At 60.3% G+C, this 20,568-nt stretch carries 29 protein-coding genes; 26 read left to right on the top strand and 3 right to left on the bottom strand.

The genetic code is table 11. The features are described 5' to 3' along the window. Nucleotide 1: 1 nt before the first annotated feature. The 21 genes from ACLEJQ_RS00380 (at nt 2) to recX (ending at nt 14,075) form a co-directional block, all read left to right on the top strand. The gene (locus ACLEJQ_RS00380) at nt 2-613 is read left to right on the top strand and encodes a phage baseplate assembly protein V (RefSeq protein WP_440791137.1); all 612 of its coding nucleotides are present in this window, start codon (nt 2-4) and stop codon (nt 611-613) included. A gap of 10 nt (nt 614-623) precedes the next feature. Next, nucleotides 624-956, top strand: a complete 333-nt coding sequence (locus ACLEJQ_RS00375; RefSeq protein WP_245139372.1) for a phage baseplate protein — start codon at nt 624-626, stop codon at nt 954-956. Next, nucleotides 953-1,948 carry a baseplate J/gp47 family protein gene (locus tag ACLEJQ_RS00370; protein ID WP_440791135.1) on the top strand — a complete coding sequence of 332 codons (996 nt, stop codon included), beginning with the start codon at nt 953-955 and terminating at the stop codon, nt 1,946-1,948. Before ACLEJQ_RS00375 ends, ACLEJQ_RS00370 begins: the two co-directional genes overlap by 4 nt. Further along, on the top strand, nt 1,945-2,589 hold the full coding sequence (locus ACLEJQ_RS00365; RefSeq protein ID WP_440791133.1) for a phage tail protein I: 645 nt from the start codon (nt 1,945-1,947) through the stop codon (nt 2,587-2,589). The genes ACLEJQ_RS00370 and ACLEJQ_RS00365 overlap by 4 nt, the downstream gene beginning before the upstream one ends. Next, nucleotides 2,586-3,116 carry a hypothetical protein gene (locus tag ACLEJQ_RS00360; protein ID WP_440791131.1) on the top strand — a complete coding sequence of 177 codons (531 nt, stop codon included), beginning with the start codon at nt 2,586-2,588 and terminating at the stop codon, nt 3,114-3,116. Before ACLEJQ_RS00365 ends, ACLEJQ_RS00360 begins: the two co-directional genes overlap by 4 nt. A gap of 24 nt (nt 3,117-3,140) precedes the next feature. Beyond that, the gene (locus tag ACLEJQ_RS00355) at nt 3,141-3,761 is read left to right on the top strand and encodes a hypothetical protein (RefSeq protein ID WP_440791129.1); all 621 of its coding nucleotides are present in this window, start codon (nt 3,141-3,143) and stop codon (nt 3,759-3,761) included. 9 nt (nt 3,762-3,770) lie between these two features. Further along, nucleotides 3,771-4,028, top strand: coding sequence for a tail fiber assembly protein (locus ACLEJQ_RS00350; protein WP_440791127.1), 258 nt, complete (start codon nt 3,771-3,773; stop codon nt 4,026-4,028). Between the two features lie 89 nt (nt 4,029-4,117). After that, the gene (locus tag ACLEJQ_RS00345) at nt 4,118-4,345 is read left to right on the top strand and encodes a hypothetical protein (RefSeq protein WP_440791125.1); all 228 of its coding nucleotides are present in this window, start codon (nt 4,118-4,120) and stop codon (nt 4,343-4,345) included. 2 nt (nt 4,346-4,347) lie between these two features. Beyond that, entirely contained in the window at nt 4,348-5,514 is a 1,167-nt protein-coding gene (locus ACLEJQ_RS00340) for a phage tail protein (protein ID WP_440791123.1), read from the top strand. After that, nucleotides 5,514-6,020, top strand: coding sequence for a phage major tail tube protein (locus ACLEJQ_RS00335; protein ID WP_440791121.1), 507 nt, complete (start codon nt 5,514-5,516; stop codon nt 6,018-6,020). Before ACLEJQ_RS00340 ends, ACLEJQ_RS00335 begins: the two co-directional genes overlap by 1 nt. Before the next feature lie 183 nt (nt 6,021-6,203). Next, entirely contained in the window at nt 6,204-6,770 is a 567-nt protein-coding gene (locus ACLEJQ_RS00330) for a phage tail assembly protein (RefSeq protein WP_440791119.1), read from the top strand. Next, nucleotides 6,767-6,892 (top strand): hypothetical protein, encoded by a 126-nt coding sequence (locus ACLEJQ_RS00325; protein ID WP_038436473.1) that lies wholly within the window; start codon nt 6,767-6,769, stop codon nt 6,890-6,892. The genes ACLEJQ_RS00330 and ACLEJQ_RS00325 overlap by 4 nt, the downstream gene beginning before the upstream one ends. A 6-nt stretch (nt 6,893-6,898) precedes the next feature. Then, entirely contained in the window at nt 6,899-9,097 is a 2,199-nt protein-coding gene (locus ACLEJQ_RS00320) for a phage tail tape measure protein (RefSeq protein ID WP_440791117.1), read from the top strand. Beyond that, nucleotides 9,097-9,480, top strand: a complete 384-nt coding sequence (locus ACLEJQ_RS00315) for a phage tail protein (RefSeq protein WP_245138891.1) — start codon at nt 9,097-9,099, stop codon at nt 9,478-9,480. Before ACLEJQ_RS00320 ends, ACLEJQ_RS00315 begins: the two co-directional genes overlap by 1 nt. Further along, on the top strand, nt 9,473-9,685 hold the full coding sequence (locus tag ACLEJQ_RS00310) for a tail protein X (RefSeq protein WP_440791115.1): 213 nt from the start codon (nt 9,473-9,475) through the stop codon (nt 9,683-9,685). Before ACLEJQ_RS00315 ends, ACLEJQ_RS00310 begins: the two co-directional genes overlap by 8 nt. A 9-nt stretch (nt 9,686-9,694) precedes the next feature. Continuing rightward, entirely contained in the window at nt 9,695-10,711 is a 1,017-nt protein-coding gene (locus ACLEJQ_RS00305; RefSeq protein WP_440791113.1) for a phage late control D family protein, read from the top strand. Between the two features lie 101 nt (nt 10,712-10,812). Beyond that, nucleotides 10,813-11,376 carry a glycoside hydrolase family 19 protein gene (locus tag ACLEJQ_RS00300; RefSeq protein ID WP_440791630.1) on the top strand — a complete coding sequence of 188 codons (564 nt, stop codon included), beginning with the start codon at nt 10,813-10,815 and terminating at the stop codon, nt 11,374-11,376. Then, the gene (locus ACLEJQ_RS00295) at nt 11,358-11,891 is read left to right on the top strand and encodes a lysis system i-spanin subunit Rz (RefSeq protein ID WP_440791111.1); all 534 of its coding nucleotides are present in this window, start codon (nt 11,358-11,360) and stop codon (nt 11,889-11,891) included. Before ACLEJQ_RS00300 ends, ACLEJQ_RS00295 begins: the two co-directional genes overlap by 19 nt. A 71-nt stretch (nt 11,892-11,962) precedes the next feature. Then, nucleotides 11,963-12,463: a CinA family protein gene (locus tag ACLEJQ_RS00290; protein ID WP_440791109.1), complete on the top strand. Its 501-nt coding sequence runs from the start codon at nt 11,963-11,965 to the stop codon at nt 12,461-12,463. An 83-nt stretch (nt 12,464-12,546) separates the two neighbouring features. After that, complete coding sequence (recA, locus tag ACLEJQ_RS00285) at nt 12,547-13,599, top strand: recombinase RecA (RefSeq protein ID WP_440791108.1); 1,053 nt, start codon at nt 12,547-12,549, stop codon at nt 13,597-13,599. Between the two features lie 8 nt (nt 13,600-13,607). Next, a complete protein-coding gene (gene recX, locus ACLEJQ_RS00280; protein ID WP_440791106.1) occupies nt 13,608-14,075 on the top strand; it encodes a recombination regulator RecX in 468 nt (155 codons plus the stop codon). A 47-nt stretch (nt 14,076-14,122) separates the two neighbouring features. Here recX and ACLEJQ_RS00275 read toward each other — a convergent pair whose 3' ends face one another. Beyond that, entirely contained in the window at nt 14,123-15,241 is a 1,119-nt protein-coding gene (locus tag ACLEJQ_RS00275; protein WP_440791104.1) for a TIGR00730 family Rossman fold protein, read from the bottom strand. A gap of 464 nt (nt 15,242-15,705) precedes the next feature. On the opposite strand from ACLEJQ_RS00275, the gene ACLEJQ_RS00270 reads away from it, so the two are divergent. Continuing rightward, entirely contained in the window at nt 15,706-15,897 is a 192-nt protein-coding gene (locus ACLEJQ_RS00270; RefSeq protein ID WP_440791102.1) for a hypothetical protein, read from the top strand. On the opposite strand, the gene ACLEJQ_RS00265 is transcribed toward ACLEJQ_RS00270, so the two are convergent. After that, nucleotides 15,898-16,320, bottom strand: a complete 423-nt coding sequence (locus ACLEJQ_RS00265) for a quorum-sensing-regulated virulence factor family protein (protein WP_245138880.1) — start codon at nt 16,318-16,320, stop codon at nt 15,898-15,900. A gap of 181 nt (nt 16,321-16,501) precedes the next feature. On the opposite strand from ACLEJQ_RS00265, the gene ACLEJQ_RS00260 reads away from it, so the two are divergent. The 3 genes from ACLEJQ_RS00260 to ACLEJQ_RS00250 all read left to right on the top strand — a co-directional run bounded on the left by ACLEJQ_RS00260 (nt 16,502) and on the right by ACLEJQ_RS00250 (nt 18,550). Then, nucleotides 16,502-17,251 (top strand): tRNA-uridine aminocarboxypropyltransferase, encoded by a 750-nt coding sequence (locus tag ACLEJQ_RS00260; protein WP_440791100.1) that lies wholly within the window; start codon nt 16,502-16,504, stop codon nt 17,249-17,251. A gap of 211 nt (nt 17,252-17,462) precedes the next feature. Further along, nucleotides 17,463-18,116, top strand: a complete 654-nt coding sequence (gene erdR / locus ACLEJQ_RS00255; RefSeq protein ID WP_245138878.1) for a response regulator transcription factor ErdR — start codon at nt 17,463-17,465, stop codon at nt 18,114-18,116. A 71-nt stretch (nt 18,117-18,187) separates the two neighbouring features. After that, entirely contained in the window at nt 18,188-18,550 is a 363-nt protein-coding gene (locus ACLEJQ_RS00250; protein ID WP_063322710.1) for a diacylglycerol kinase, read from the top strand. A 4-nt stretch (nt 18,551-18,554) separates the two neighbouring features. On the opposite strand, the gene ACLEJQ_RS00245 is transcribed toward ACLEJQ_RS00250, so the two are convergent. Then, the gene (locus tag ACLEJQ_RS00245; RefSeq protein ID WP_440791098.1) at nt 18,555-19,481 is read right to left on the bottom strand and encodes a LysR family transcriptional regulator; all 927 of its coding nucleotides are present in this window, start codon (nt 19,479-19,481) and stop codon (nt 18,555-18,557) included. A gap of 121 nt (nt 19,482-19,602) precedes the next feature. Between ACLEJQ_RS00245 and fpr the strand changes: the two genes are divergently transcribed. Next, the gene (fpr, locus tag ACLEJQ_RS00240) at nt 19,603-20,382 is read left to right on the top strand and encodes a ferredoxin-NADP reductase (protein WP_003198368.1); all 780 of its coding nucleotides are present in this window, start codon (nt 19,603-19,605) and stop codon (nt 20,380-20,382) included. Nucleotides 20,383-20,568: the final 186 nt, after the last annotated feature.

Genomic DNA, 20,568 nt, shown 5'->3' with positions numbered 1-20,568 from the left:
CATGTTCGATGCGCTTTTGCGCCTGCATCTGGCGCCGATCATCGAGCGTCTGGCCGAGATGGAAACCGAGCTCGAAGACCTGCATCGGCGTGCCGACAGCGTCTGTCGCATCGGCGTCTGCCAGGAGGTCGACGCTGTGAGCAACACCTGCAAGGTCAGCCATGGAGGGCTGTTGACGCCGGCAATCCGCTTCTTCAACCCGAGTGCCGGAGCGCAGAGCGAGTCGCGGATCCCTTCCGTGGGCGAGCAATGCCTGTTGCTCAACCATGGCGGCGGCGATGGCGGCGGGCTGTCGGTGGCGTTGTTCGGCCTCAACGGTGGTCAGTTTCCGCCCGTCTCGACGCAGGCATCGCTGACGCGTCGCCTCTATCAGGACGGTACGGAAAATGGCTACGACCACGCAGGACATGTCTTGCACTGGATAAACGGCCCGGCGGCGTTCAGTGGTTCCCGTGAATCCCTGGAGCTGAGCATCGGCCCGTCGAGGCTGACGATGACGCCGCAGTCCATTGAGGTGCAAATGGGCGCAGTCGGCATTCGTCTCGATGCGTCCGGTGCGCACTTCAGCGGCCCGTTGGTGGAGCACCAGGGCCGCGTCATCAGTACCGCATAAGAGGTTTCCCATGATTGGTATCGATCGCAACACCGGCGCGACAGTCGATGATTGGCTGCAGTTCGTGCAGCGCGCCACCCGGGCACTGACCACGCCGTTGGGCACCCGGCAGAAGCGGCCACTGTATGGCTGCGCACTGACCCGGTTGCTGGGCCAGAACCTGGGCGATGACCTGCTGATGCTCGCCCAGAGCCATGCGGCGCAAGCCTTCTACAACCCGCACAACGGCATTGGTGATTTCGAACCGCAAGTCATCGTGGCCAGCCGGCAGGGCGCCGGATTGTTATTGCGCTTCGCCGGCACCTGGAAAAACCGCAAGCAGACCTTCGAGGTGGTGACATGAGCATGTTGATCCCCGGTCAGAACCAGTTGGCTGAACCGGCTATCGTCACCGTCGAGGCGTTCGAGGACCTGCTGGCCGAATTCAAGACTTTCGTGGTCGAGTACGTCGGCGCGCGTTCCCCGGCAAGCGCGGCCAAACTGGTCGATAGCCTGGAAAACGAAAGCGAGCTGCTGACCCTGGCCCTCGAAGCGTTCTGCGTACGGCTGCAAACCCACGAACGCAAGTACAACGCCCGGATCAAGCAGATGCTGGCGTGGTGGGCCACGGGCAGCAACCTCGACGCCCGTCTGGCGGACATGGGCCTGGAGCGCCAGTTGATCGACCCGGGCGATCCGGCGGCGTTCCCGCCGATTCCCCCAATCTACGAGAGCGATGATGACGCGCGGTTGCGTTATTACCTGGCGCCCCATGCACCGGCGGCAGGTTCGCGGATGCAGTATCGGCGGGAGATCTTCACGCTGGGCGAGCGACCGGCGGTGAAGGTGCACAGCAGCGCAGCCGGCGTCGTGACGGTGACCTATACCTTTGACCCGGATGGTCTCGCGGCGCAGGTCAAGGATGGGAACGCACGTCGCACTGCTCCCGGCAAGGTGATGGTCACCGTGTTGTCGCGTGAAGGCAATGGCGTGCCTTCTTCGGCGTTGCTCGACGGTGTACGCCGACATTTTGCCCGGCCGGACGTCCGGCCGGAAACCGACCGTGTGACGGTACAGGGGGCGCAGATCAAACCCTACCGCATCCGCGTGATAGCGCGAATCAACGGTGGGCCGGACTCGGGGCTGACCCGCATGGCGGCGCAGCAGCAGTTGCAGAGTTATGCGCACGCCTGCCACCGACTGGAAGGTCGAGTGGATCCCAGTTGGATCGATTACACACTCCATTCGGCGGGTGCGGTGCAGCTCCAAGTCCTAGAACCGCTGGAGCCCATCGTTGCCAGTGCCTTCGAAGCGCCGTACTGCACGTCGGTAGACGTGGAGGTGTTGACACTATGAGTGACTCTGTTTCTCGCTCCAGTCTGCTGCCGGCCAACAGTTCGATGCTGGAGAAGGCGCTGGACCTGGGGTTCGCCAAGCTGCTCGATCGTGTCCAACCGCCGTTTCCCGAATTGATGAGCCCGAGTCAGACCCCGGCAGCGTTCTTGCCTTATCTGGCAGCTGATCGTGGTGTGAGCGAGTGGGATGCAGGGGCGAACGACCTGGAGAAACGCCTGACGGTTTCATTGTCCTGGCAGATTCAGCGCCAGGCTGGCACCCGTCAGGCGTTGAACCACGCTGTCGAGTCTATGGGATTCACGCCCCGCGTCACCGCCTGGTACGAACAGCAACCCAATGCTCAGCCTTACACCTTTGATGTGCAAGCCATCATCGGCCAAGGCTGGGCCAGCGGTGACCACAATCGCCTGATCCAACGAATCAATGCAGCCAAGAGCGAGCGTGACCTGGCCACCATCACCGTGGTGCATCAAACCAGTGGCGGTCTCGCGGTAACAGCGGCCATGCACCGGCCATTGAGCGATGGCGAGTTGTTTCTATGCGGCGCACTGCCGGCGCTCGAACTTCGCGCGAGGCTGACCCAGATCGGGGTTTCTCAACCCTACACCATTAACGATTACGACCTCAGGGCGCAGCCATGACAGAAGATATTACGCGTTTGGTTCGCTTCACTTCCGCCGGCCTGGCGGAAGTGTTGCAGGCAAAGAGCCAAGGCTTGAAAGGGGAGATCACCCACATCGGTGCGGGCACCGCCCGCTACGATCCGACCGGATCGGAGACTGCGCTGCGCGATGAACGACAACGTGGGGTGATCGTGGATTACGAAGACTTAGGTCCTGGACAGTTGAGGATGGCTGCGTTGTTCGATGGGGTGGATGAATACGAAATCGGTGAGTTCGGTTTTTATTTGTCTACCGGCACGTTGCTGGCGGTGTATTCGGTGGCTGGAAAGTTACTGACGTACAAGGCGGCTGCGGCGCGTGTGCTGCAAAAATTCACGCTGGATATTTCACCGTTACCGGCGCAAAGCGTCACGGTGGTTATCGGCTCCGAGAACCTGAACATCCTGGTCAGCGAGGAGATCGCTGCGCTGGCGACGGCCAATATCGACAACATGGCGCGGCATGTCGGCCTGATGTTCCGGGTCATGACGCTTGAAGCCAAATAATCAACTGCACAAGGAGTTTGAAACGTGAGTCTGGAAACTACTATCGCGTCACTGGTCACAGCGGCCAATAACTTGACCACGGTGGTCAATGGAAAGATTGGCAGTATCAATACAACCATGGCGACCGCATTGGCACAGTTCAATGAATGGCGAAGCCTGAAGGATGTGGAAGGAGATCCGACTGCGCTCGGTACCATTCGGCGCAATGTCTTGCAAGGACATGTCAACGGGACCGGAGGAACCTATGGTTCTAGCGCGCAAGGCGATTTTACATCCACCGAGCTCGGTTCCAGCACAAATGTATACATGCATTTCAAGGTGCCATTGAACGTCAATGCCAACTCGGAAATGTTTTGGTTCAACATCAAAGGGTATAGCTACGGCACGGCAAAAATTATCGAAGAGACCCTGGTCGGATATTGCTATCAGCCGTCTCGGGTTCTACAGAGTGTCTCCACTTTTGGGAACATGACGCCGGCGGTCTACGTTGATACGAGCGGTAACATTGTCATGCGCATCCTGATTCCCAACATTTATTACACCACCATCCGAATTGACACCATGCGTGTCGGCAACGGTCGGTTGTTCAACCTGGGCGACTTGAAGACCAAGTTGTCGCTGTCCGATACCGTCGTTTTCAATTAAGGAGCGAACATGTCTGATACCCCTTTTGTAGATACCTTCGAATTTCCACTCGCCATACCGTCACGCGAAATTGAATGGGCCACCATTCGTACCCGCCGCAACCAGTTTTTGCGAGATACGGATTTCACCCAACTGCTGGACTATCCTGCGACAGACGTCCAGCGAGCCGAGGTGAAAGCATACCGTCAGGCGTTGCGTGACATTCCCGAGCAGGCCGAGGATCCGTCCAAGCTCGTCTGGCCTGTGCTGCCGACCTTCATTAAGTAACCCCCCGACCGCGAGAGCGGTTTTTTTTCGCCCGCAATGAGCCCCAATGATCGGGGCTTTTGTGTTTTTGCGTCTGAAGGAACCCAAAGATGCCCATTCGAAAGCAATACACCGTGCTGCTGCCTTTCCCCATTGGCGGTGGCCACTGGTCGAGTGTCGACCAGAAGCTGGAGTTGCTGGATGTTGAGGCCAGCGCCTTGCGCAGTGCCGGTCGCCTTGAATTGACCAGCGTTCTGCAAACCAGCACGCAGGCCGCCGACACGCAAGCTATCCCCACCACCCCGGCCAAGAAGGCCGCCACCAAGAAGGCTGAATAACCATGGCTGAGGTTTTGAACTTCGAGCACAACGGCATTACCGTCAATGCCACTGAATCTCCCGAGGCCATGGGTGGCCTGGGGGACAACGTCATCGGGCTGGTCGGCACCGCGCCGAATGCCAATCCGCTGATTCCGAAAAACACCCCGTTCCGCATCAACAGCTTCACCACCCAGGCCCAGTTGGACCCGACGGGTGCCGAGGCGGGGACGCTGTTCCAGGCGGTCTACCAGATCCTCAAAGTGGTCAAGGTGCCGGTCTACGTGGTCATCGTCGAAGAAGGCGCGACCCTGGCCGACACGCAGAACAACGTCATCGGCGGCATCGAAGCACAGACTGGTCGCAAGCTGGGCCTGGCCGCACTGAGTGGCGTCGCCGAAGACCTGACGATCATCGGCGCGCCGGGCTTCACCGGCAGCAAAGCGGTGGCCGGTGAGTTTGCCTCATTCGGCAAGCGCATCAAGGCGCGGGTGGTACTCGACGGCAAGGACGCCTCGGTCGCCGACCAGGTGACCTACAGCCAGGAACTGGGCGGTGCGGACCTGGGTTTCGATCGTTGCCTGGTGGTGCACAACATGCCGGCGGTGTACTCCAAGGCCGCCAAGAAAAACGTTTTCCTGGCGCCGTCGAGCCTGGCGATTGCCGCACTCGCGAAGGTCAAGCAATGGGAAAGCCCGGGCAACCAGGTGACCTTTGCCGAAGACGTTTCCCGCACCGTGGAATACAACATCCTCGACACCTCCACCGAAGGCGATCTGCTCAACCGCTACGGCGTCAGCTACTACGCCCGCACCGTCCTGGGCGGCTTTTCGTTGCTGGGCAACCGCTCAGTCACGGGCAAGTTCATCAGCTACGTGGGCCTGGAGGATGCGATCAGCCGCAAGCTGGTGAAAGCCGGGCAGAAAGCCATGGCCAAGAATCTGACCAAGTCGTTCATGGACCAGGAGGTCAAGCGCATCAACGACTGGCTGCAAACCCTGGTCGCCGACGAAACCATCCCTGGCGGCAGCGTCTACCTGCACCCGGAACTCAACAGCGTCGAGAAGTACAAGAACGGCACCTGGTACGTGGTCATCGACTACGGCCGCTACGCGCCAAACGAACACATGATTTATCAACTCAACGCCCGCGATGAAATCATCGAGCAGTTCCTGGAGGACGTTCTCTAATGTTTACCAACCGCGTAAGACAGGCCATCGCGGCCACCCTGCAAGGCTTGCCGTTGTCGGCGACCGTGGAAACCTTCACCCCACCAAAGATCGAGTTCGCCATGGAGTCGATGACAGGCGGGCGCTTCATCGCCGAGGAAATGGCCAAGAGCGGCACCGTGCTCGGCGCTTCGTTGACGCTGCAAGGCATGGGGCCGGAAGTCATGCTGGCCCTGGGTGTGAACCTGGGCGACGACATCCTGCTGAATGTGCGCGAGGCCGGCCAGGATCAGGATGGCAACACCTGGTTCACCTACCACACCGTGGGTGGCAAGCTGAAATCCCTGACCGAAACGGCGCTGAAAATGGGGGAAAAACCGACCACCGCCCTGGAGCTCTCCTGCCGCACCTACAACCGCCTGGAAAACGGTGTCCCGGTAATTGACATCGACGTGCGCACTCAGAAGTTCGTGCTCAACGGCGTCGACATCCTTGGCGATGCCCGCCGTGCGGTGTTGTTGCCTTAATCACCGCAACACTTCCAATGCCCGTCAATTAAACGCAGTCCCTGTGGGAGCGAGCCTGCTCGCGATAGCGGTGTATCAGACCACTTGATATTGAATCTACCGCCGCCATCGCGAGCAGGCTCGCTCCCACAGGTTGTACACCGGGCTTTGTGTTTCCCTCTGCTCTCCAAGGAACCCCGATCCATGTCCTGGACCCCTCCCATCCATGTCCTGTTGTCGCCGATCACTGCCGACGATGGAACGCAGATCGACCAGCTACAACTCAAACCGCTGTTCTACGCCGCGCAGAAAGAAGCGCTGGCGCGTGCCGGTGACGACGAAGACGATCAGTTCTTCGAACTCGCCAGGCTGGCCACCGGCCTGTCGGTCAAGGAGCTGGAGCAGCTCAAGCGTCCCGACTACGTGAGCATCGCCCTGTACGTCCAAGAAATGTCGACCCGCCCGACGTCGCACTTCCTGGAGATCTCACAGGCTGACCCCGATCAGGTGCAGTTGCTGCAACCGATCAGCGTGGCAGGCCGCAGCGTGATGTCGCTGACCCTGGAAATGCCGGTGCTGCGGGCTACCAAGGCGATGAAAAAGCTGAAGACGGCCAAGGAACGCGCCGAGTTCATCACCGCCCATTGCACGGGCCTGATGATCCCTGATCTCGACCTGTTGAGTGTGCCCGACTGGACCCAGTTGCAGGTGCGCATCGACGATTTTTTAAACAAACCGGCGGACTTCTTTCGGAGCGCGACATCGAAGTGATCCTCGATGTGGTGCCGCTCATTTACCCGGTAAGTGAGGCGGAAATTCTGGAGTGGGACGCCGGCAAGGCACTGCGCCGTTACGACATCGCGATCACTCGCCTCGGCGTGAAACAGGAGTAAAGCGCAATGGCGGACGATAGATATTCGCTCAAGTACGCAGCCTTCGATCAGAGTGGCCTGGCGTTCGGTAACATCGGCCTCAGTCCGGCCGCAATGAGCGGCGCAACCGCCCAAAAGGCGGGCCTATTCGCCGCGGATCCGCTGTCTGGCCTGGGGCTGGCGCTGAATGACGTCGGGCTCAAGCTCGGCCTGCTGACGACCGCGATCGAGGCGTTGACGTTGAAGCTCTCGACCCAACGATTGTTGTCCCAGACGACGTCCGCCGGGTCCAAAAGTGAAGCTGGCGCTCAGCAAAAAGACGCGGCTAAGACTTCTGGCTTTTTTGACCCGCCGGATCTACTTAAACCTGCGATAGAAATGGATTCGGCCGTCGCCGATTTGAAACTGGCTACCCGATTCACCGCTCGCCAGAGCCAGGAAATGGCTCGGGACACGCAGCACATCGCCAGTGCTGCCCTAGTGTCGGCCGGTGGGACCAAAGCGGTGGACTTGGTGCGGATTGAAAGCCTGGCAGCCAGGGCCGGAATCGCCAGTAATCTGCCCGATGCCTCGGACCGCAAGTTCGAATTACTGCGTTTTGCCAGCGATGCGGGAGTGGTCGCCTCGGCGTTCAAGATACCGGCTATGGAGGTCGCCGAGATGCTGGCCTCCTGGCGCACCTCGATGAAGCTCAGCGGCGCCGAGGCGTTCGACCTGGCAGATGCCACCAACCAATTGGGCAAAATCCAGGGTGGCGCAAAAGCGAGTGACATCGGCACGGTCCTGCAGCGTGACGGTGCCGCTGCGACGCAAGCGGGCCTGGCCCCGGCGCAAGCCGCTGCATTGACGGCGGCTTTGCTCAATACCGGTACGCAACAGGCTGAAGCCGGCGTAGCCCTCGATAAATTCACCACGGCGTTGGGCAAGGGAGAGCACGCCTCCGCCACCGAACAAGCGGCCTGGAAGCAATTGGGCTTGGCGCCCGATGCGGTAGCCAATGGCTTGCGCGACAAGGACACCGCGCCTGGCACTTTGATGACGGTGCTGGCGGCACTGAGCGCGCAACCGGCCGAAAAACGCTCGACGCTTGCCGCCACGCTGTTCAGCAATGGCGATGAAGCCGTGCTGCGCATGGCGCGCAAAATCAGCGATGTGAACGAAGCCTTCGGGCAAGTAAAAGACCCCGCGCAGTATGCCACTTCGCAATTAGGTAACCAGGGCTCGGTCAGGCAGGACGCATTGGCGCTGTCGCAAACCCGGCAGGGTCAGTTGAACGCCATGAGTGCGCGCAGCGAGCGACTGTCGGTGGCTACGGGTGATGCCCTGGCGCCATTGATGGACAGCTCGCTCAAGATGTCGGGTTCGCTGGTGGACGGCATGAGCGAGCTGGCTGAAACCTCACCGAAGGCCGCCGCTGCACTTGTGCTGGTAGCAGCCGCGATCAAGCCTCTGGCGAGCGCGTTGCTCAAGGCCATCACGGACGAATTAGGCAGTCAAGTGGCCAAGCGTGTCCTGGGCGGTGTGGCGACGCGGCTGCCGGGGCGTTTGGGTGAGGTGATTTCCCAGGACGTCAGCAAGGGCAGGCCTACGGGCCGGCTGGATTTCAGGGAGACAAGCCGACTCGAGCCAACCAGCGTGGCGAAAGCCGAGGCGAGCATGAGTGCCAGCGGTTACCTGCGCGGTGCCAGTGCTGCACTGCGACCATTGACTCGAATGGTTCCTGCGGCGGTTGTGTTAACTGCCGCCCCGCAGGTGGCCGAAGGCGCGCTGAGCGGCGATGCCCGGATGATCGGCGCGGGCCTCGGAGCGGCGGGCGGCGGCTGGGCAGGGGCATCGGCCGGAGCGAGTGTGGGGGCCACCTTGGGCACCTTTATCTCACCGGTGATTGGCACGGCCATCGGTGGAGCGCTCGGCGCGATCATCGGTGGGCTGGGGGGAAGCTGGCTGGGCGGTGAGTCCGGTTCCTGGCTGGGCGAAAAGCTTGCCGCGCCCGTCGACAAACTCGCCACCCCGGAACAGGTCAGCAAGGACCTGACCAGCACCCAGACCAGCACCCAACAAAATACCATGACGGCCAACATCTACATCAACGGCCAGGACCAGGCCAGTGCCAATCAGCTGGCCAACCTGGTCGTGCAGCAGATCGCGGGCCAGTTCGGCCTGACCACCACGCCCGATTCACTCGCCATGCGCAGTGACGCGGCCCTGACCGACGGAGCCACCTGATGCGCCAACAAATGGCCCTTGGCAGTTTCATCTTCGGACTGTCCAGGGATTTCGCTTACCACAGCCTGTCACGTACGTCAGACGGCGGTTGGAAGAGCATCGATATTCTCACCAGCAAACCCAAGTCCAGCCAAGTCGGCCAAGGCCTGCAAGGGCTGACCATCACCGGCAAGTCGATGTACGCGACGGCCATGGATCGTCTCGATGAGCTGCGTGCATTGCAGGCGTTGCGTGCTCCGGTGCCGTTGATTGACGGCATCGGCCGCAACTGGGGCTTGTGGCAGATCAACAAGGTCTCGGAAACCCAGAGCGAGATCATCGATGACGGCACCGCGATGGTGGTCGGCTGGACGATTGAATTGACGGAGTTTGCCAATGCGTAGGGTTCGAAGCATCGCCGGTGATTCGGTGAACCTGTTGCTGTACCGCGAGCTTGAGCGCGGTGACGATGCGGCCGAGGAGGCGCTTTGGCGCCTCAATCCGCAACTGGCCGAGTGGGGGCCGGTGCTGCCGGCGGGCGTATGGGTGGTGCTGCCGGAATTGGAGCTCAAACCCGCCGCATCCACCCCCGTTTCAGCCTGGGATTAAGGAGGCGACATGGCTTTGGGTTTCACGCCAGCGGTGGAAATCTACGGCGCCAATGCGGCGCTGATCAATCAACGCCTGCTCAAATGGACGCATATCGACGCGGCGGGCATCGAGTCCGACCAACTGACCCTACTCATCAATCTGGAAGGGCTGGAAGGCTTGCCCAGCCTGGAAGGCAGAATCGGCCTGCGGGTCGGCTACCTGGAATCGGGGCTGGTGGATAAAGGCCAGTTTGTCATTACTCGGCGCACGCCTTCGTTGTTTCCCCTGACACTCACCCTGGTCGCCACGGCGGCGCCATTCAGTGCAGCGGATCAGACCGGATTCAAACAGCGCCGCTCCGTCAGCCACGGTCCGACGACGCTGGGGGCGCTGTTTCGCGAATTGACTTCCAGGCACGGGTTTTCCCCTCGTGTTGCGCCAGAGTTGTCGCTGATCAAAATCGAACACATCGATCAGTCCAACGAAACCGACATGGGGTTCCTGACGCGGCTCGCTCACCGTTACGACGCGGTCGCCAAGCCGATCAACGAGCTTTACGTGCTGGCCCGGCGCGGCCAGGCGAAATCGTTGTCGGGCAAGGTACTGCCAGAGATCAAACTCTCGGTGACCACCAATAACCGTCCGGGCGACGCTGCTTTTATCTCGGCCAAGTTCGATGAGACCGCCCGGGCCAAATACCAGGGCTGCAAGACCGCCTGGTGGGAGGCGGCGAGCGGCACGTTGCGCATCGAAGAGAGCGGCATCGCGCCGTTCAAGACCCTGCGCCAGCGCTTTCAGAGTGCCGACGATGCTCGCGCCGCTGGGGAAGGCGAAGTGCGCCGGATGCTGCGCGAATCCCTCAAGGTGACCATCGACTGTCCTGGCAACCCGAGCCTGTGCGCCGAAGGCATCGTACTGCTGGACCCCAGCTGGCCGGACTTCATGCGCGGCCGCTGGTCCATCGACAAAGTCACCGCCAGCGGCGACCGGGCCAGCAGCTATCGCTGCTCTGTCCACGCCACTTGCCTGGATGCCAGGGCATAACCCCCAGACGCCTGCGCCCTTGTGGGAGCGAGCCTGCTCGCGATAGCGGTGTGTCAGTCCGCATCACTCTCTTCAATAATCTGTCTTTCAACGGTCTGAACATGGACGTCACCCAACAGCAACTCATCAAGATCATGCCCAACGCCCGCTCCCAAGCGGGCGTTTTTGTTTCTGCGCTGAACGCTGCAATGTCCCGTCACCATATCGTCACGCCCAAACGCATCGCTGCGTTCCTGGCGCAGGTCGGCCATGAGTCGGGGCAACTACGTTACGTGCGGGAACTGGGCAATGAGCAGTATCTGAGCAAGTACGACACCGGCACGTTGGCCGTTCGCTTGGGTAACAGTCCCCAGGCCGACGGTGACGGTCAGAAATACTGCGGTCGAGGGCTGATACAGATTACCGGGCATGACAATTATCGACGTTGCAGCCTGGGCCTGTTTGGCGACGAGCGTTTGCTGACGCTGCCCGAGTTGCTTGAGAAACCGCAATGGGCGGCCGAATCCGCGGCCTGGTTTTGGGAGCAGAACGGCTTGAACGAACTGGCTGACCGCGACCAGTTCAACCTCATCACCCTGCGCATCAACGGCGGATTGAACGGTCTGAAGGATCGTCTGGAATTGTGGGCACGGGCGAGGGCGGTGCTATGCCAGTCTTCGGCCTGATGCCGTTTTCTTCGCGCACGCTCGGCATCGTTGCGTTGCTGGCGCTGTTGATCGGTGGTCCGGCGACGCTGGCGTGGCGGCTTCAGGACTGGCGCTATGGTCGACAATTGGCGCAAATGGCCCGCTCCCAGGCCGAAACCATGAATCAAATCACCCTGGCGGCAGCGCAGCAACAAACAGCCGAACAGGATAAACGCCTCGCCCTGGAGCAGAAACTCTCTGCCAGCGAACAAAAACACTACCGAGCCTTGAGCGATGCCCAACGAGACCAGGATCGCTTGCGCGATCGCCTTGCTACTGCCGATGTCCGGCTGTCAGTCCTCCTCGACGCCGACGATGTTGCCGGTTGTGCGGTGCCTGCCACCGCCGGCCCCGGCGGCCTGGATCATGGCGCCTCACGCGCCCGACTTGACCCGGCGCATGCTCAACGAATTATCGCCATCACCGACGAAGGGGACCGTGGATTGATCGCCTTGCAGGCTTGCCAGGCCTATATCAGAGCGTTGGGTCAGTAGTCCGACGCCCCTTGCAAGCTTCGAGTGCTCGTGTACGGTAGGCCTCATTGCGTCGACATCAGGAGAAGGTCATGGGGGAGATTACCGAACTGGCGGCTGAACTGGGCAGGCGCCTGCAACTGCTCAACGCCCATGTCACCACGGCCGAATCCTGCACCGGCGGCGGGATTGCCGAGGCCATCACCCGTATTCCCGGCAGCTCGGCCTGGTTCGAGGCCGGTTATGTCACCTATTCCAATCGCCAGAAGACCCAGCAGTTGAACGTGCCGCAAGAATTGTTCGCGACGGTGGGGGCGGTCAGTCGCGAAGTGGTCGAGGCCATGGTACGGGGCGCCCAGCAGCAAAGCCTGGCGCGTTATGCCGTGGCGGTCAGCGGCGTGGCCGGGCCGGACGGGGGCACGCCGAATAAACCGGTGGGCACCGTGTGGCTGGCCTGGGGCGTTGGCGAGACGGTCATCAGCGAGCAGCGATTCTTTCCAGGCAATCGCGACGAGGTCCGCCGACAAACGGTGAAGGCCGCGCTAGAGGGGCTGTTACAACATGCCAGCGGAGAAATCTCAAATCAGGGGTAGGCGATCCTCAATTGCTGTGGAATAATACTGGCTACTTATACAGGTGTTGGCCGTCAGGCCTTATTGATTACGTGAGGACTTTAATGGACGACAACAAGAAGAAAGCCTTGGCTGCGGCCTTGGGTCAGATCGAACGTCAATTCGGCAAGGGTGCCGTAATGCGTATGGGCGATCAGGACCGTCAGGCTATTCCTTCCATCTCCACCGGTTCCCTGGGCCTGGACATCGCGCTTGGCATCGGCGGCCTGCCAAAAGGCCGTATTGTTGAAATCTACGGTCCTGAATCTTCCGGTAAAACCACACTGACCTTGTCCGTGATCGCCCAGGCTCAAAAAGCTGGCGCGACCTGCGCTTTCGTCGACGCCGAACACGCCCTGGACCCGGAATACGCCGGCAAGCTGGGCGTCAACGTCGACGATCTGCTGGTTTCCCAGCCGGACACCGGTGAACAGGCCCTGGAAATCACCGACATGCTGGTACGTTCCAACGCGGTGGACGTGATCATCGTCGACTCCGTGGCAGCGCTGGTACCAAAAGCTGAAATCGAAGGTGAAATGGGCGACATGCACGTCGGCCTCCAGGCTCGTCTGATGTCCCAGGCCCTGCGCAAGATCACCGGTAACATCAAGAACGCCAATTGCCTGGTGATCTTCATCAACCAGATCCGCATGAAGATCGGCGTGATGTTCGGCAGCCCCGAGACCACCACCGGTGGTAACGCGTTGAAGTTCTACGCCTCGGTTCGCCTGGACATTCGTCGTACCGGCGCGGTGAAGGAAGGTGACGAGGTGGTCGGCAGCGAAACCCGCGTCAAGGTCGTGAAGAACAAAGTGGCTTCGCCGTTCCGTCAGGCGGAGTTCCAGATTCTCTACGGCAAGGGCATCTACCTCAATGGCGAGATGATCGATCTGGGTGTGCTGCACGGCTTTGTCGAGAAATCCGGCGCCTGGTATGCCTACAACGGTACCAAGATCGGTCAGGGCAAGGCCAACTCGGCCAAGTTCCTGGCGGACAACCCGGAAGTTGCAGCGGCGCTCGAAAAGCAACTGCGCGACAAGCTGCTGAGCCCGGTTGCAGACGTCAAGGCACTGGCAAGCCGTGAAACGGCTGATGATCTGGCTGACGCTGATATCTGATCGATTCAATGACCGCCGTACTCGATTCCCTCGTCGCGGTGCGACGAACCGCAATGGACCTGCTCGCCAGGCGCGAGCACGGTCGAGTCGAGCTGACGCGTAAACTGCGTCAGCGCGGTGCGCCGGATGAGTTGATCGACCCGGCCCTCGACCGTTTGACTGAAGAGGGCCTGCTGTCGGAATCCCGCTACCTGGAAAGCTTTGTCTCTTATCGCGCCCGATCAGGTTACGGACCATTGCGTATTCGTGAAGAACTGGGCCAGCGCGGGTTGCAACGTTCGGATATTGAGATTGCCTTGCGCGAAAGTGGGATCGATTGGCAGGAGCAGCTTACCGACACCTGGCACCGCAAGTTCTCGGGGCATTTGCCTATCGATGCACGGGAACGAGCCAAGCAGGGGCGCTTCCTGGCGTACCGAGGGTACTCCATGGAGATGATCAACCGCTTATTCAGCGGTCGCGGCATGGACGATTGAATGAAACGGCCCGCTATTTTTATAGCGGGCCGTTTTTTTTTTGCGTCTCAAGTCACCTTGATCGGCTCCCAAGTGAGGGGTTGGACTTCCTGGGTGGGTTCGGCCCAGTTTTCCGGCAGATTTATGTAGTCCACCAGTTCCCTCAAGCGCCCGTGATCCCGGGCGTTGAAGGTAAAGGCCAGTCGGGTCAGATGACTGAACCGGGCTTCGTCGTGGTCATCGTCGCTGGAGTCGTGCTGACGGAAACAATCATTCAGGCACAGGTCGGCAAAGTTCGCCTGCATCAGTTGCATGGCCTGCTCGCTGAGCTTGTGATTCATGCGGATCACGAATTGATGCTTGAGCCAACGACTGGAGTGAAAGTTAAGGTAGAACCGGTTGATCTCCTCGACGGCATCTTCGGCATTGTGCACCAGGCGCATCAGCTTCAGGTCGGTGGGCAGGATGTAGCGGTTTTCCTCCAATTGGTCACGGATGAAGTCCAGGGCGCCTTGCCAGAATCTGCCGCCCGGTACATCGAGCAGGACCACCGGCACCAGGGGGCTTTTGCCGGTTTGCACCAGCGTCAGGACTTCCAGTGCCTCGTCAAGGGTGCCGAAGCCTCCCGGGCAAAGGACCAGGGCGTCGGCCTCCTTGACGAAAAACAGTTTGCGGGTGAAGAAAAAGTGGAACGGCAACAGGTTCGGCGTGCCCTCGACGGTCGGGTTGGCATGTTGTTCGAAAGGCAGGGTGATATTGAAACCCAGGCTGTGGTCCCGGCCGGCGCCTTCATGGGCAGCGGCCATGATACCGCCGCCGGCGCCGGTGATGACCATCATGTCCGAGCGGGCCAACGCTGCCCCGAGTTCACGGGCCATGCCATACAACGGATGTTCGATGGGGGTCCGGGCCGAGCCGAAGACGGTCACCTTGCGTCGTCCCTTGAACTGTTCGAGTGTGCGAAATGCATGCTCCAACTCCCGCAGGGCCTGGAGGGTGATCTTGGCGTTCCAGCGGTTGTGATCCTCCTGGGCCATGCGCAACACGGTCAGGATCATGTCGCGGTAGATGGGCAGGTTCGGGCTGTTGGGTGACACCAGGTTGAGTTGCTCTTCGACCTTGTGGATCAGGTCGTGGCCATGGCTCTCAAAATGACGGTTGAGCAGGTCATTCGGTTTGTAAGGCATTCAGCTTCTCCTTCTTGGCAGGACTCCCGCCCCGAACGAGACATTCGTCAGGGCCACGACAATCCATGTGTCGTTGTCCGCCCAGGCTCGGTGCCTGGACATTGACCTGGCTCGACGCGGTCTGCGCGGGGCAAACCGGTCATCCAGCAGGTCCTGCTTTTCCTTGGATTCAAAACAATCGCACGGCATGACGCGGCTGGGCAGCCTCGTTCTGCCCGACACCAAAAGAGATACCTCTGAATCTAGACCGTCGCACCGATCTTCGCAGACCTGATCATGGCGCCCGGGAGCGACCGTTGGCAACCGAAGTTCCAAGACTGTGGAGCACCGTGCCGCTCGTCAGATTGCCGACCGGCCGGGTACCGTTCTGATTTACTGATCAGCAAGCGTGTCAATGTCCTCGGCGTCTTGGGCCAGGCGGCACGCGATGGATTGAAGCGGATCGGGCATGGAGGCAGGAGAAAATGAGGGTGACTCTGGAACTCGACAGGCAGCTTTACCTGACACTGCTGGAAGCGGCCCAGGCCAATCGGGTGAGTCTTGAAGAAGAATGCTGCCGCCGACTGGAAGGGCGGACATGGCGCTCGCGCTATCTACAGGCACTGGTAGCAGAACTGCGCGCCGACGATGAGCAGCGGCGCGCACGCTCGGGTTGATTACTTCTTCGTCTTGGCCGGTTTCGGGCAATCCGATTCCTGGAAGCGTTCGGTCGCGACCGGACGGTTGGTCTTAACTTCAGTGAATTCGTAGCGCATCGTCGCGCCCTTGGCCATCAGCTTGCGGAAGCCCGGGTTGGTGCAGACCGTGGAGCCCAACTGGAAATACACGGCCTTGGGGTCGGCACGCATTTTCTGGGCATGGCTGCTTTGCACGCTGAGGTGGTTGATCAGCTCGGTGCCTTCAACCGTATACCCCTGGTCGAGGATATCTTCGTTGATCGCCCGTGGCGTACCGACGCTGCTTTCCCTGGCGACGTTCTGCAGCATCTTGTTCAGTTCGAGTTCTTTCAGCGAGGCAGCCTGAGCGCTGATGGACGTCGCCAGCAACACGGCAACGGTGGGGACGATAAGGCGCAGCATGAAACTCTCCTGGTTCAGTGACGGGTTGTTCGACCGATCACATGACTGTGCGTTCAGTGGCCGGGAATTATAGGGGAGGCGGGTTGGACGGTACAGGCTTGCGCGCTCTGGTAGACTGCCGGGCTTTGTTGTCCTGCCGAGTGTCGTTCGTGTCGAGTTTTTCTTTCTGGCGGCGTCGCCCATGAGCCTGCAAGCCCCGAATGCTGTTGCCCGTCTGCGTGACCAACGCATCGATGAAGGTATCAAGCCACTCCAGGCCCGTGGCTGGCGTGCGCCCCGTTGCAGCGCTTGCCGGGTGATCGAGAGCCATTGCCTGTGCGCTTGGCGCCCAAGTGTCGAGACCCGTTCCGGGGTCTGTCTGATCATGACCAACAAGGAGGTGTTCAAGCCAAGCAACACCGGTTGGCTGATTGCCGATGTGGTCCGTGATAATCATGCATTCATCTGGTCGCGTACTGATGTCGACCCGCAACTATTGACGCTGCTGAACGACCCGCAATGGCAGCCGTACCTGGTGTTTCCTGGCGAATACGTCGAGCCGTCGCGGGTGACGCACACGGTCGACCTCGATCAGTCCAAGCGCCCGCTGTTCATCCTGCTGGACGCAACCTGGACCGAGGCCCGGAAGATATTCCGTAAAAGCCCATACTTCGACCGGTTGCCGATCCTGAGCCTGCTTCCCGACAGACTGTCGCGTTATCGCTTGCGCCGGTCGACCCGTAGCGATCACCTGTGCACCGCCGAAGTGGCGGCGCTGTGCCTGGAGCTGGCGGGCGATAGCGACGCCGCGTCGGCCCTGGATGCCTATTTCGACGTGTTCAGCCAGCATTACCTGGGCGCCAAGCGTCAACAAGAGGTGAATCTGGCGACCCCGGCCCATGCCGAGTTGCAGCCCTTTATCCGCCCGCCGCAAAACATGTTGGCCCAATAGTGGCCCATACTGGAGGCAAGAGCGGCCGTGCTGCTTGACCACCCTGGCTTCGCTGGGCATGCTGGGCGCCGACTTGGGGCAGCCCACGTTTCAGACGCCGTTTCTGGCGTTGGACGCGCCCCTGTGGAGGCTGCGGCGAGCAGTGTCTTGAGTTGTCTTGGCGAGGCGCGAATGCATCGGGCCTGCCATTAAAAACAGGATCATTTGAACAATGGCCACATACGAAATCCTGATTGCCGATGACCACCCGCTCTTTCGCAGCGCGTTGCGTCAGGCAGTGACCCTGGGCCTTGGCCCGGATGTCCGATTGACGGAGGTGGCCAGCATCGCGGAACTGGAGGTCCGGCTCACCGAAAAGGCCGACTGGGACCTGGTGCTGCTGGACCTGAACATGCCCGGCGCCTATGGTTTCTCAGGCTTGGTGCTGTTGCGCGGCCAGTATCCGCAGATCCCGGTGGTGATGGTCTCGGCCCAGGAAGAGGCCTCGGTGATGGTCAAGGCCCGTGAATTCGGCGCCAGTGGCTTCATCCCTAAATCCAGTTCCCTGGAGATGATCCAGCAGGCCGTCAAGGCGGTTCTGGACGGCGATGTCTCCTGGCCACCCCAGGCGTTCGAAGCGGTGAGCGTATCCGAGGAAGCCAAGGCTGCCAGCGAGGGCCTGGCCAGTCTCACGCCGCAGCAGTTCCGCGTGTTGACCATGGTCTGCGAGGGTCTGCTGAACAAGCAGATCGCCTATGAATTGAACGTGTCGGAAGCCACCATCAAGGCCCACGTCACGGCAATCTTTCGCAAATTGAATGTGCGTACGCGGACTCAGGCTGCCTTGCTGCTGCAACAACTTGAGTCAATTTCACCGCAGACTTAATGTGCGTGTTCACGCTTTTTTGACCGGCTTTGCATTAGCTTCTCCATTCCTTTTCGATCAGTGCCCAACCTATGTCACCTTTCAAAGGCCAAACCGGCCTTAAACGCATCCTCAACGCTTCTGGCTATTCCCTGGACGGCCTGCGCGCGGCCTTCGTCGGCGAGGCGGCTTTCCGTCAGTTGGTGCTGCTCAACGTCGTGTTGATCCCCTTGTCGTTCTTCCTCAACGTCAGCCGTGTCGAGCAGGCGCTGTTGATTGCAGTCTGCCTGTTGGCATTGATCGTGGAGTTGCTCAACTCCGCGGTGGAAGCGGCCATCGACCGTATCTCCCTGGAACTGCACCCGCTGTCGAAGAACGCTAAGGACATGGGCAGTGCGGCCCAACTCGTTGCTCTGACGATGATTGCCCTGGTCTGGGGCGTGGTCCTGCTCTGACCGCTCAGGCGATGGCCGGCAGGACGATTTCATCGCTGCGCTGGGCCCCGGCCGTGAAGGCCCGGCACAAGTCGAGGAACTCGCGCATGGCCGAGGTCTGGTATTTCTGTTTGTGCCAGATGAAATAGAACTGCCGCGCCAGGTCCATGTCCGGGGTTTCCACCGGCACCAGGCTGCCGCGGCGGAAGGCATCGCGCAGGGCCAGGCGTGAAATGCAGCCAATCCCCAGGCCCGACTCGACGGCCCGCTTGATGGCTTCGGTGTGCTCCAGTTCCAGGCGAATATTCAACGCGCTGCGATGATGACGCATCGCCTGGTCGAAGGTCAGTCGCGTGCCTGAACCCTGCTCCCGCAGAATCCACGCCTCATGGGTCAACTCCGCCATCGTCGCCTGGCCGCGATTGGCCAGTGGATGCTGGGGCGCGCAGAACACCACCAGTTCGTCCTCTACCCAGCTTTGCACCTCGATGTCCGGATGGCTGCAATCGCCTTCGATTAGACCCAGGTCAATTTCATAATGAGCGACCTGGTGCACGATATTGGCAGTGTTCTGTACGTGCAACTTCACCTGGCTTTCCGGATGACGCTGCATGAAGCCGCCGATCAACAGGGTTGCCAGGTAGTTGCCGATGGTCAGGGTGGCGCCGACCGCCAGTGAACCGAAACCGGACTTGCCGTTGAGCAGGTCTTCGATTTCTTTGGCCTGGTCCAGCAGCGCCACCGCCTGGGGTAACAGCTGTTTGCCCAGGGCATTTAGACTCAGGCGCTTGCCGGCGCGGTCGAACAGCTGGCAGCTCGATTGGCGCTCCAGTTCGGTAATGGAGGTGCTGGCCGCCGATTGCGATAGGTTGAGCAGACCCGCAGCACGGGAAACGCTCTCCTGCTGGGCGACGGCGACGAAGACTTGCAGTTGACGGAGAGTAAATCGCATATCGATATAACCGATAACCCTTATCTTAATAATTCAGTTAACAGATATTGTCGTCGCCATTAGAATGCGATGCAATTGCGCAGATCAACGGCGCAGGCATCATTCCCAGGAGTCCCCGTACATGAGCAACATGAACCACGAGCGTGTCCTCAGTGTTCATCACTGGAACGACACTCTGTTCAGCTTCAAGTGCACCCGCGATCCGGGCCTGCGCTTCGAGAACGGTCAGTTCGTGATGATCGGCCTGCAACAACCCAATGGCCGCCCGCTTATGCGCGCTTACTCGATTGCCAGTCCGAACTGGGAAGAACACCTCGAATTCTTCAGCATCAAGGTGCCTGATGGTCCGTTGACTTCCCAGTTGCAGCATCTGAAGGAAGGCGACGAGATCATCATCAGCAAGAAACCCACCGGCACCCTGGTGCTGGACGATCTCAAGCCCGGCAAACATTTGTACCTGCTCAGCACCGGCACCGGCCTGGCGCCTTTCATGAGCGTCATCCAGGACCCGGAAACCTACGAGCGTTTCGAGAAGGTGATCCTGTGCCACGGCGTGCGTTACGTCAATGAAGTCGCCTACCGCGAGTTCATTACCGAGCACCTGCCGCAGAACGAGTTCTTCGGCGAAGCCCTGCGGGAAAAACTGATCTACTACCCGACCGTGACCCGCGAGCCGTTCGAGAACGAAGGCCGCCTGACCGACCTGATGCGCAGCGGCAAGCTGTTCCGCGACATCGGCCTGCCGCCGATCAACCCGCAGGACGACCGCGCCATGTTGTGCGGCAGCCCGAGCATGCTCGACGAGACCAGCGAAGTGCTCAACAGCTTCGGCCTGACCGTTTCGCCGCGTATGCGCGAGCCGGGTGATTACCTGATCGAGCGGGCGTTTGTAGAGAAGTAAGCTGTATTTGTGGAGTCTGATAGATCGCTATCGCGAGCAAGCTCGCTCCCACAGGGTTTGTGTTGAGTCATATTTGGTGAACAACCCAGATCGGGCGTGGGAGCGAGCTTGCTCGCGATGGCAGCGACTCGATCCAACAGTTACCCGCAGAAAAGCCCGCGCTACCTGATAAAGGCAGCGCGGGCT

This window comes from Pseudomonas sp. SMV71 (assembly GCF_052042015.1).
Taxonomy (GTDB): Bacteria; Pseudomonadota; Gammaproteobacteria; order Pseudomonadales; family Pseudomonadaceae; genus Aquipseudomonas.
This window is presented reverse-complemented; position numbering and strand designations above follow the sequence as displayed.

Bases quoted from the DNA above. Each gene is read 5' to 3' on its own strand.
- ACLEJQ_RS00380 (WP_440791137.1), top strand. From the start codon at position 2: ATGTTCGATGCGCTTTTGCGCCTGCATCTGGCGCCGATCATCGAGCGT.
- ACLEJQ_RS00375 (WP_245139372.1), top strand. From the start codon at position 624: ATGATTGGTATCGATCGCAACACCGGCGCGACAGTCGATGATTGGCTG.
- ACLEJQ_RS00370 (WP_440791135.1), top strand. From the start codon at position 953: ATGAGCATGTTGATCCCCGGTCAGAACCAGTTGGCTGAACCGGCTATC.
- ACLEJQ_RS00365 (WP_440791133.1), top strand. From the start codon at position 1,945: ATGAGTGACTCTGTTTCTCGCTCCAGTCTGCTGCCGGCCAACAGTTCG.
- ACLEJQ_RS00360 (WP_440791131.1), top strand. From the start codon at position 2,586: ATGACAGAAGATATTACGCGTTTGGTTCGCTTCACTTCCGCCGGCCTG.
- ACLEJQ_RS00350 (WP_440791127.1), top strand. From the start codon at position 3,771: ATGTCTGATACCCCTTTTGTAGATACCTTCGAATTTCCACTCGCCATA.
- ACLEJQ_RS00345 (WP_440791125.1), top strand. From the start codon at position 4,118: ATGCCCATTCGAAAGCAATACACCGTGCTGCTGCCTTTCCCCATTGGC.
- ACLEJQ_RS00340 (WP_440791123.1), top strand. From the start codon at position 4,348: ATGGCTGAGGTTTTGAACTTCGAGCACAACGGCATTACCGTCAATGCC.
- ACLEJQ_RS00335 (WP_440791121.1), top strand. From the start codon at position 5,514: ATGTTTACCAACCGCGTAAGACAGGCCATCGCGGCCACCCTGCAAGGC.
- ACLEJQ_RS00330 (WP_440791119.1), top strand. From the start codon at position 6,204: ATGTCCTGGACCCCTCCCATCCATGTCCTGTTGTCGCCGATCACTGCC.
- ACLEJQ_RS00320 (WP_440791117.1), top strand. From the start codon at position 6,899: ATGGCGGACGATAGATATTCGCTCAAGTACGCAGCCTTCGATCAGAGT.
- ACLEJQ_RS00315 (WP_245138891.1), top strand. From the start codon at position 9,097: ATGCGCCAACAAATGGCCCTTGGCAGTTTCATCTTCGGACTGTCCAGG.
- ACLEJQ_RS00310 (WP_440791115.1), top strand. From the start codon at position 9,473: ATGCGTAGGGTTCGAAGCATCGCCGGTGATTCGGTGAACCTGTTGCTG.
- ACLEJQ_RS00305 (WP_440791113.1), top strand. From the start codon at position 9,695: ATGGCTTTGGGTTTCACGCCAGCGGTGGAAATCTACGGCGCCAATGCG.
- ACLEJQ_RS00300 (WP_440791630.1), top strand. From the start codon at position 10,813: ATGGACGTCACCCAACAGCAACTCATCAAGATCATGCCCAACGCCCGC.
- ACLEJQ_RS00295 (WP_440791111.1), top strand. From the start codon at position 11,358: ATGCCAGTCTTCGGCCTGATGCCGTTTTCTTCGCGCACGCTCGGCATC.
- ACLEJQ_RS00290 (WP_440791109.1), top strand. From the start codon at position 11,963: ATGGGGGAGATTACCGAACTGGCGGCTGAACTGGGCAGGCGCCTGCAA.
- recA (WP_440791108.1), top strand. From the start codon at position 12,547: ATGGACGACAACAAGAAGAAAGCCTTGGCTGCGGCCTTGGGTCAGATC.
- recX (WP_440791106.1), top strand. From the start codon at position 13,608: ATGACCGCCGTACTCGATTCCCTCGTCGCGGTGCGACGAACCGCAATG.
- ACLEJQ_RS00275 (WP_440791104.1), bottom strand. From the start codon at position 15,241: ATGCCTTACAAACCGAATGACCTGCTCAACCGTCATTTTGAGAGCCAT.
- ACLEJQ_RS00270 (WP_440791102.1), top strand. From the start codon at position 15,706: ATGAGGGTGACTCTGGAACTCGACAGGCAGCTTTACCTGACACTGCTG.
- ACLEJQ_RS00265 (WP_245138880.1), bottom strand. From the start codon at position 16,320: ATGCTGCGCCTTATCGTCCCCACCGTTGCCGTGTTGCTGGCGACGTCC.
- ACLEJQ_RS00260 (WP_440791100.1), top strand. From the start codon at position 16,502: ATGAGCCTGCAAGCCCCGAATGCTGTTGCCCGTCTGCGTGACCAACGC.
- erdR (WP_245138878.1), top strand. From the start codon at position 17,463: ATGGCCACATACGAAATCCTGATTGCCGATGACCACCCGCTCTTTCGC.
- ACLEJQ_RS00250 (WP_063322710.1), top strand. From the start codon at position 18,188: ATGTCACCTTTCAAAGGCCAAACCGGCCTTAAACGCATCCTCAACGCT.
- ACLEJQ_RS00245 (WP_440791098.1), bottom strand. From the start codon at position 19,481: ATGCGATTTACTCTCCGTCAACTGCAAGTCTTCGTCGCCGTCGCCCAG.
- fpr (WP_003198368.1), top strand. From the start codon at position 19,603: ATGAGCAACATGAACCACGAGCGTGTCCTCAGTGTTCATCACTGGAAC.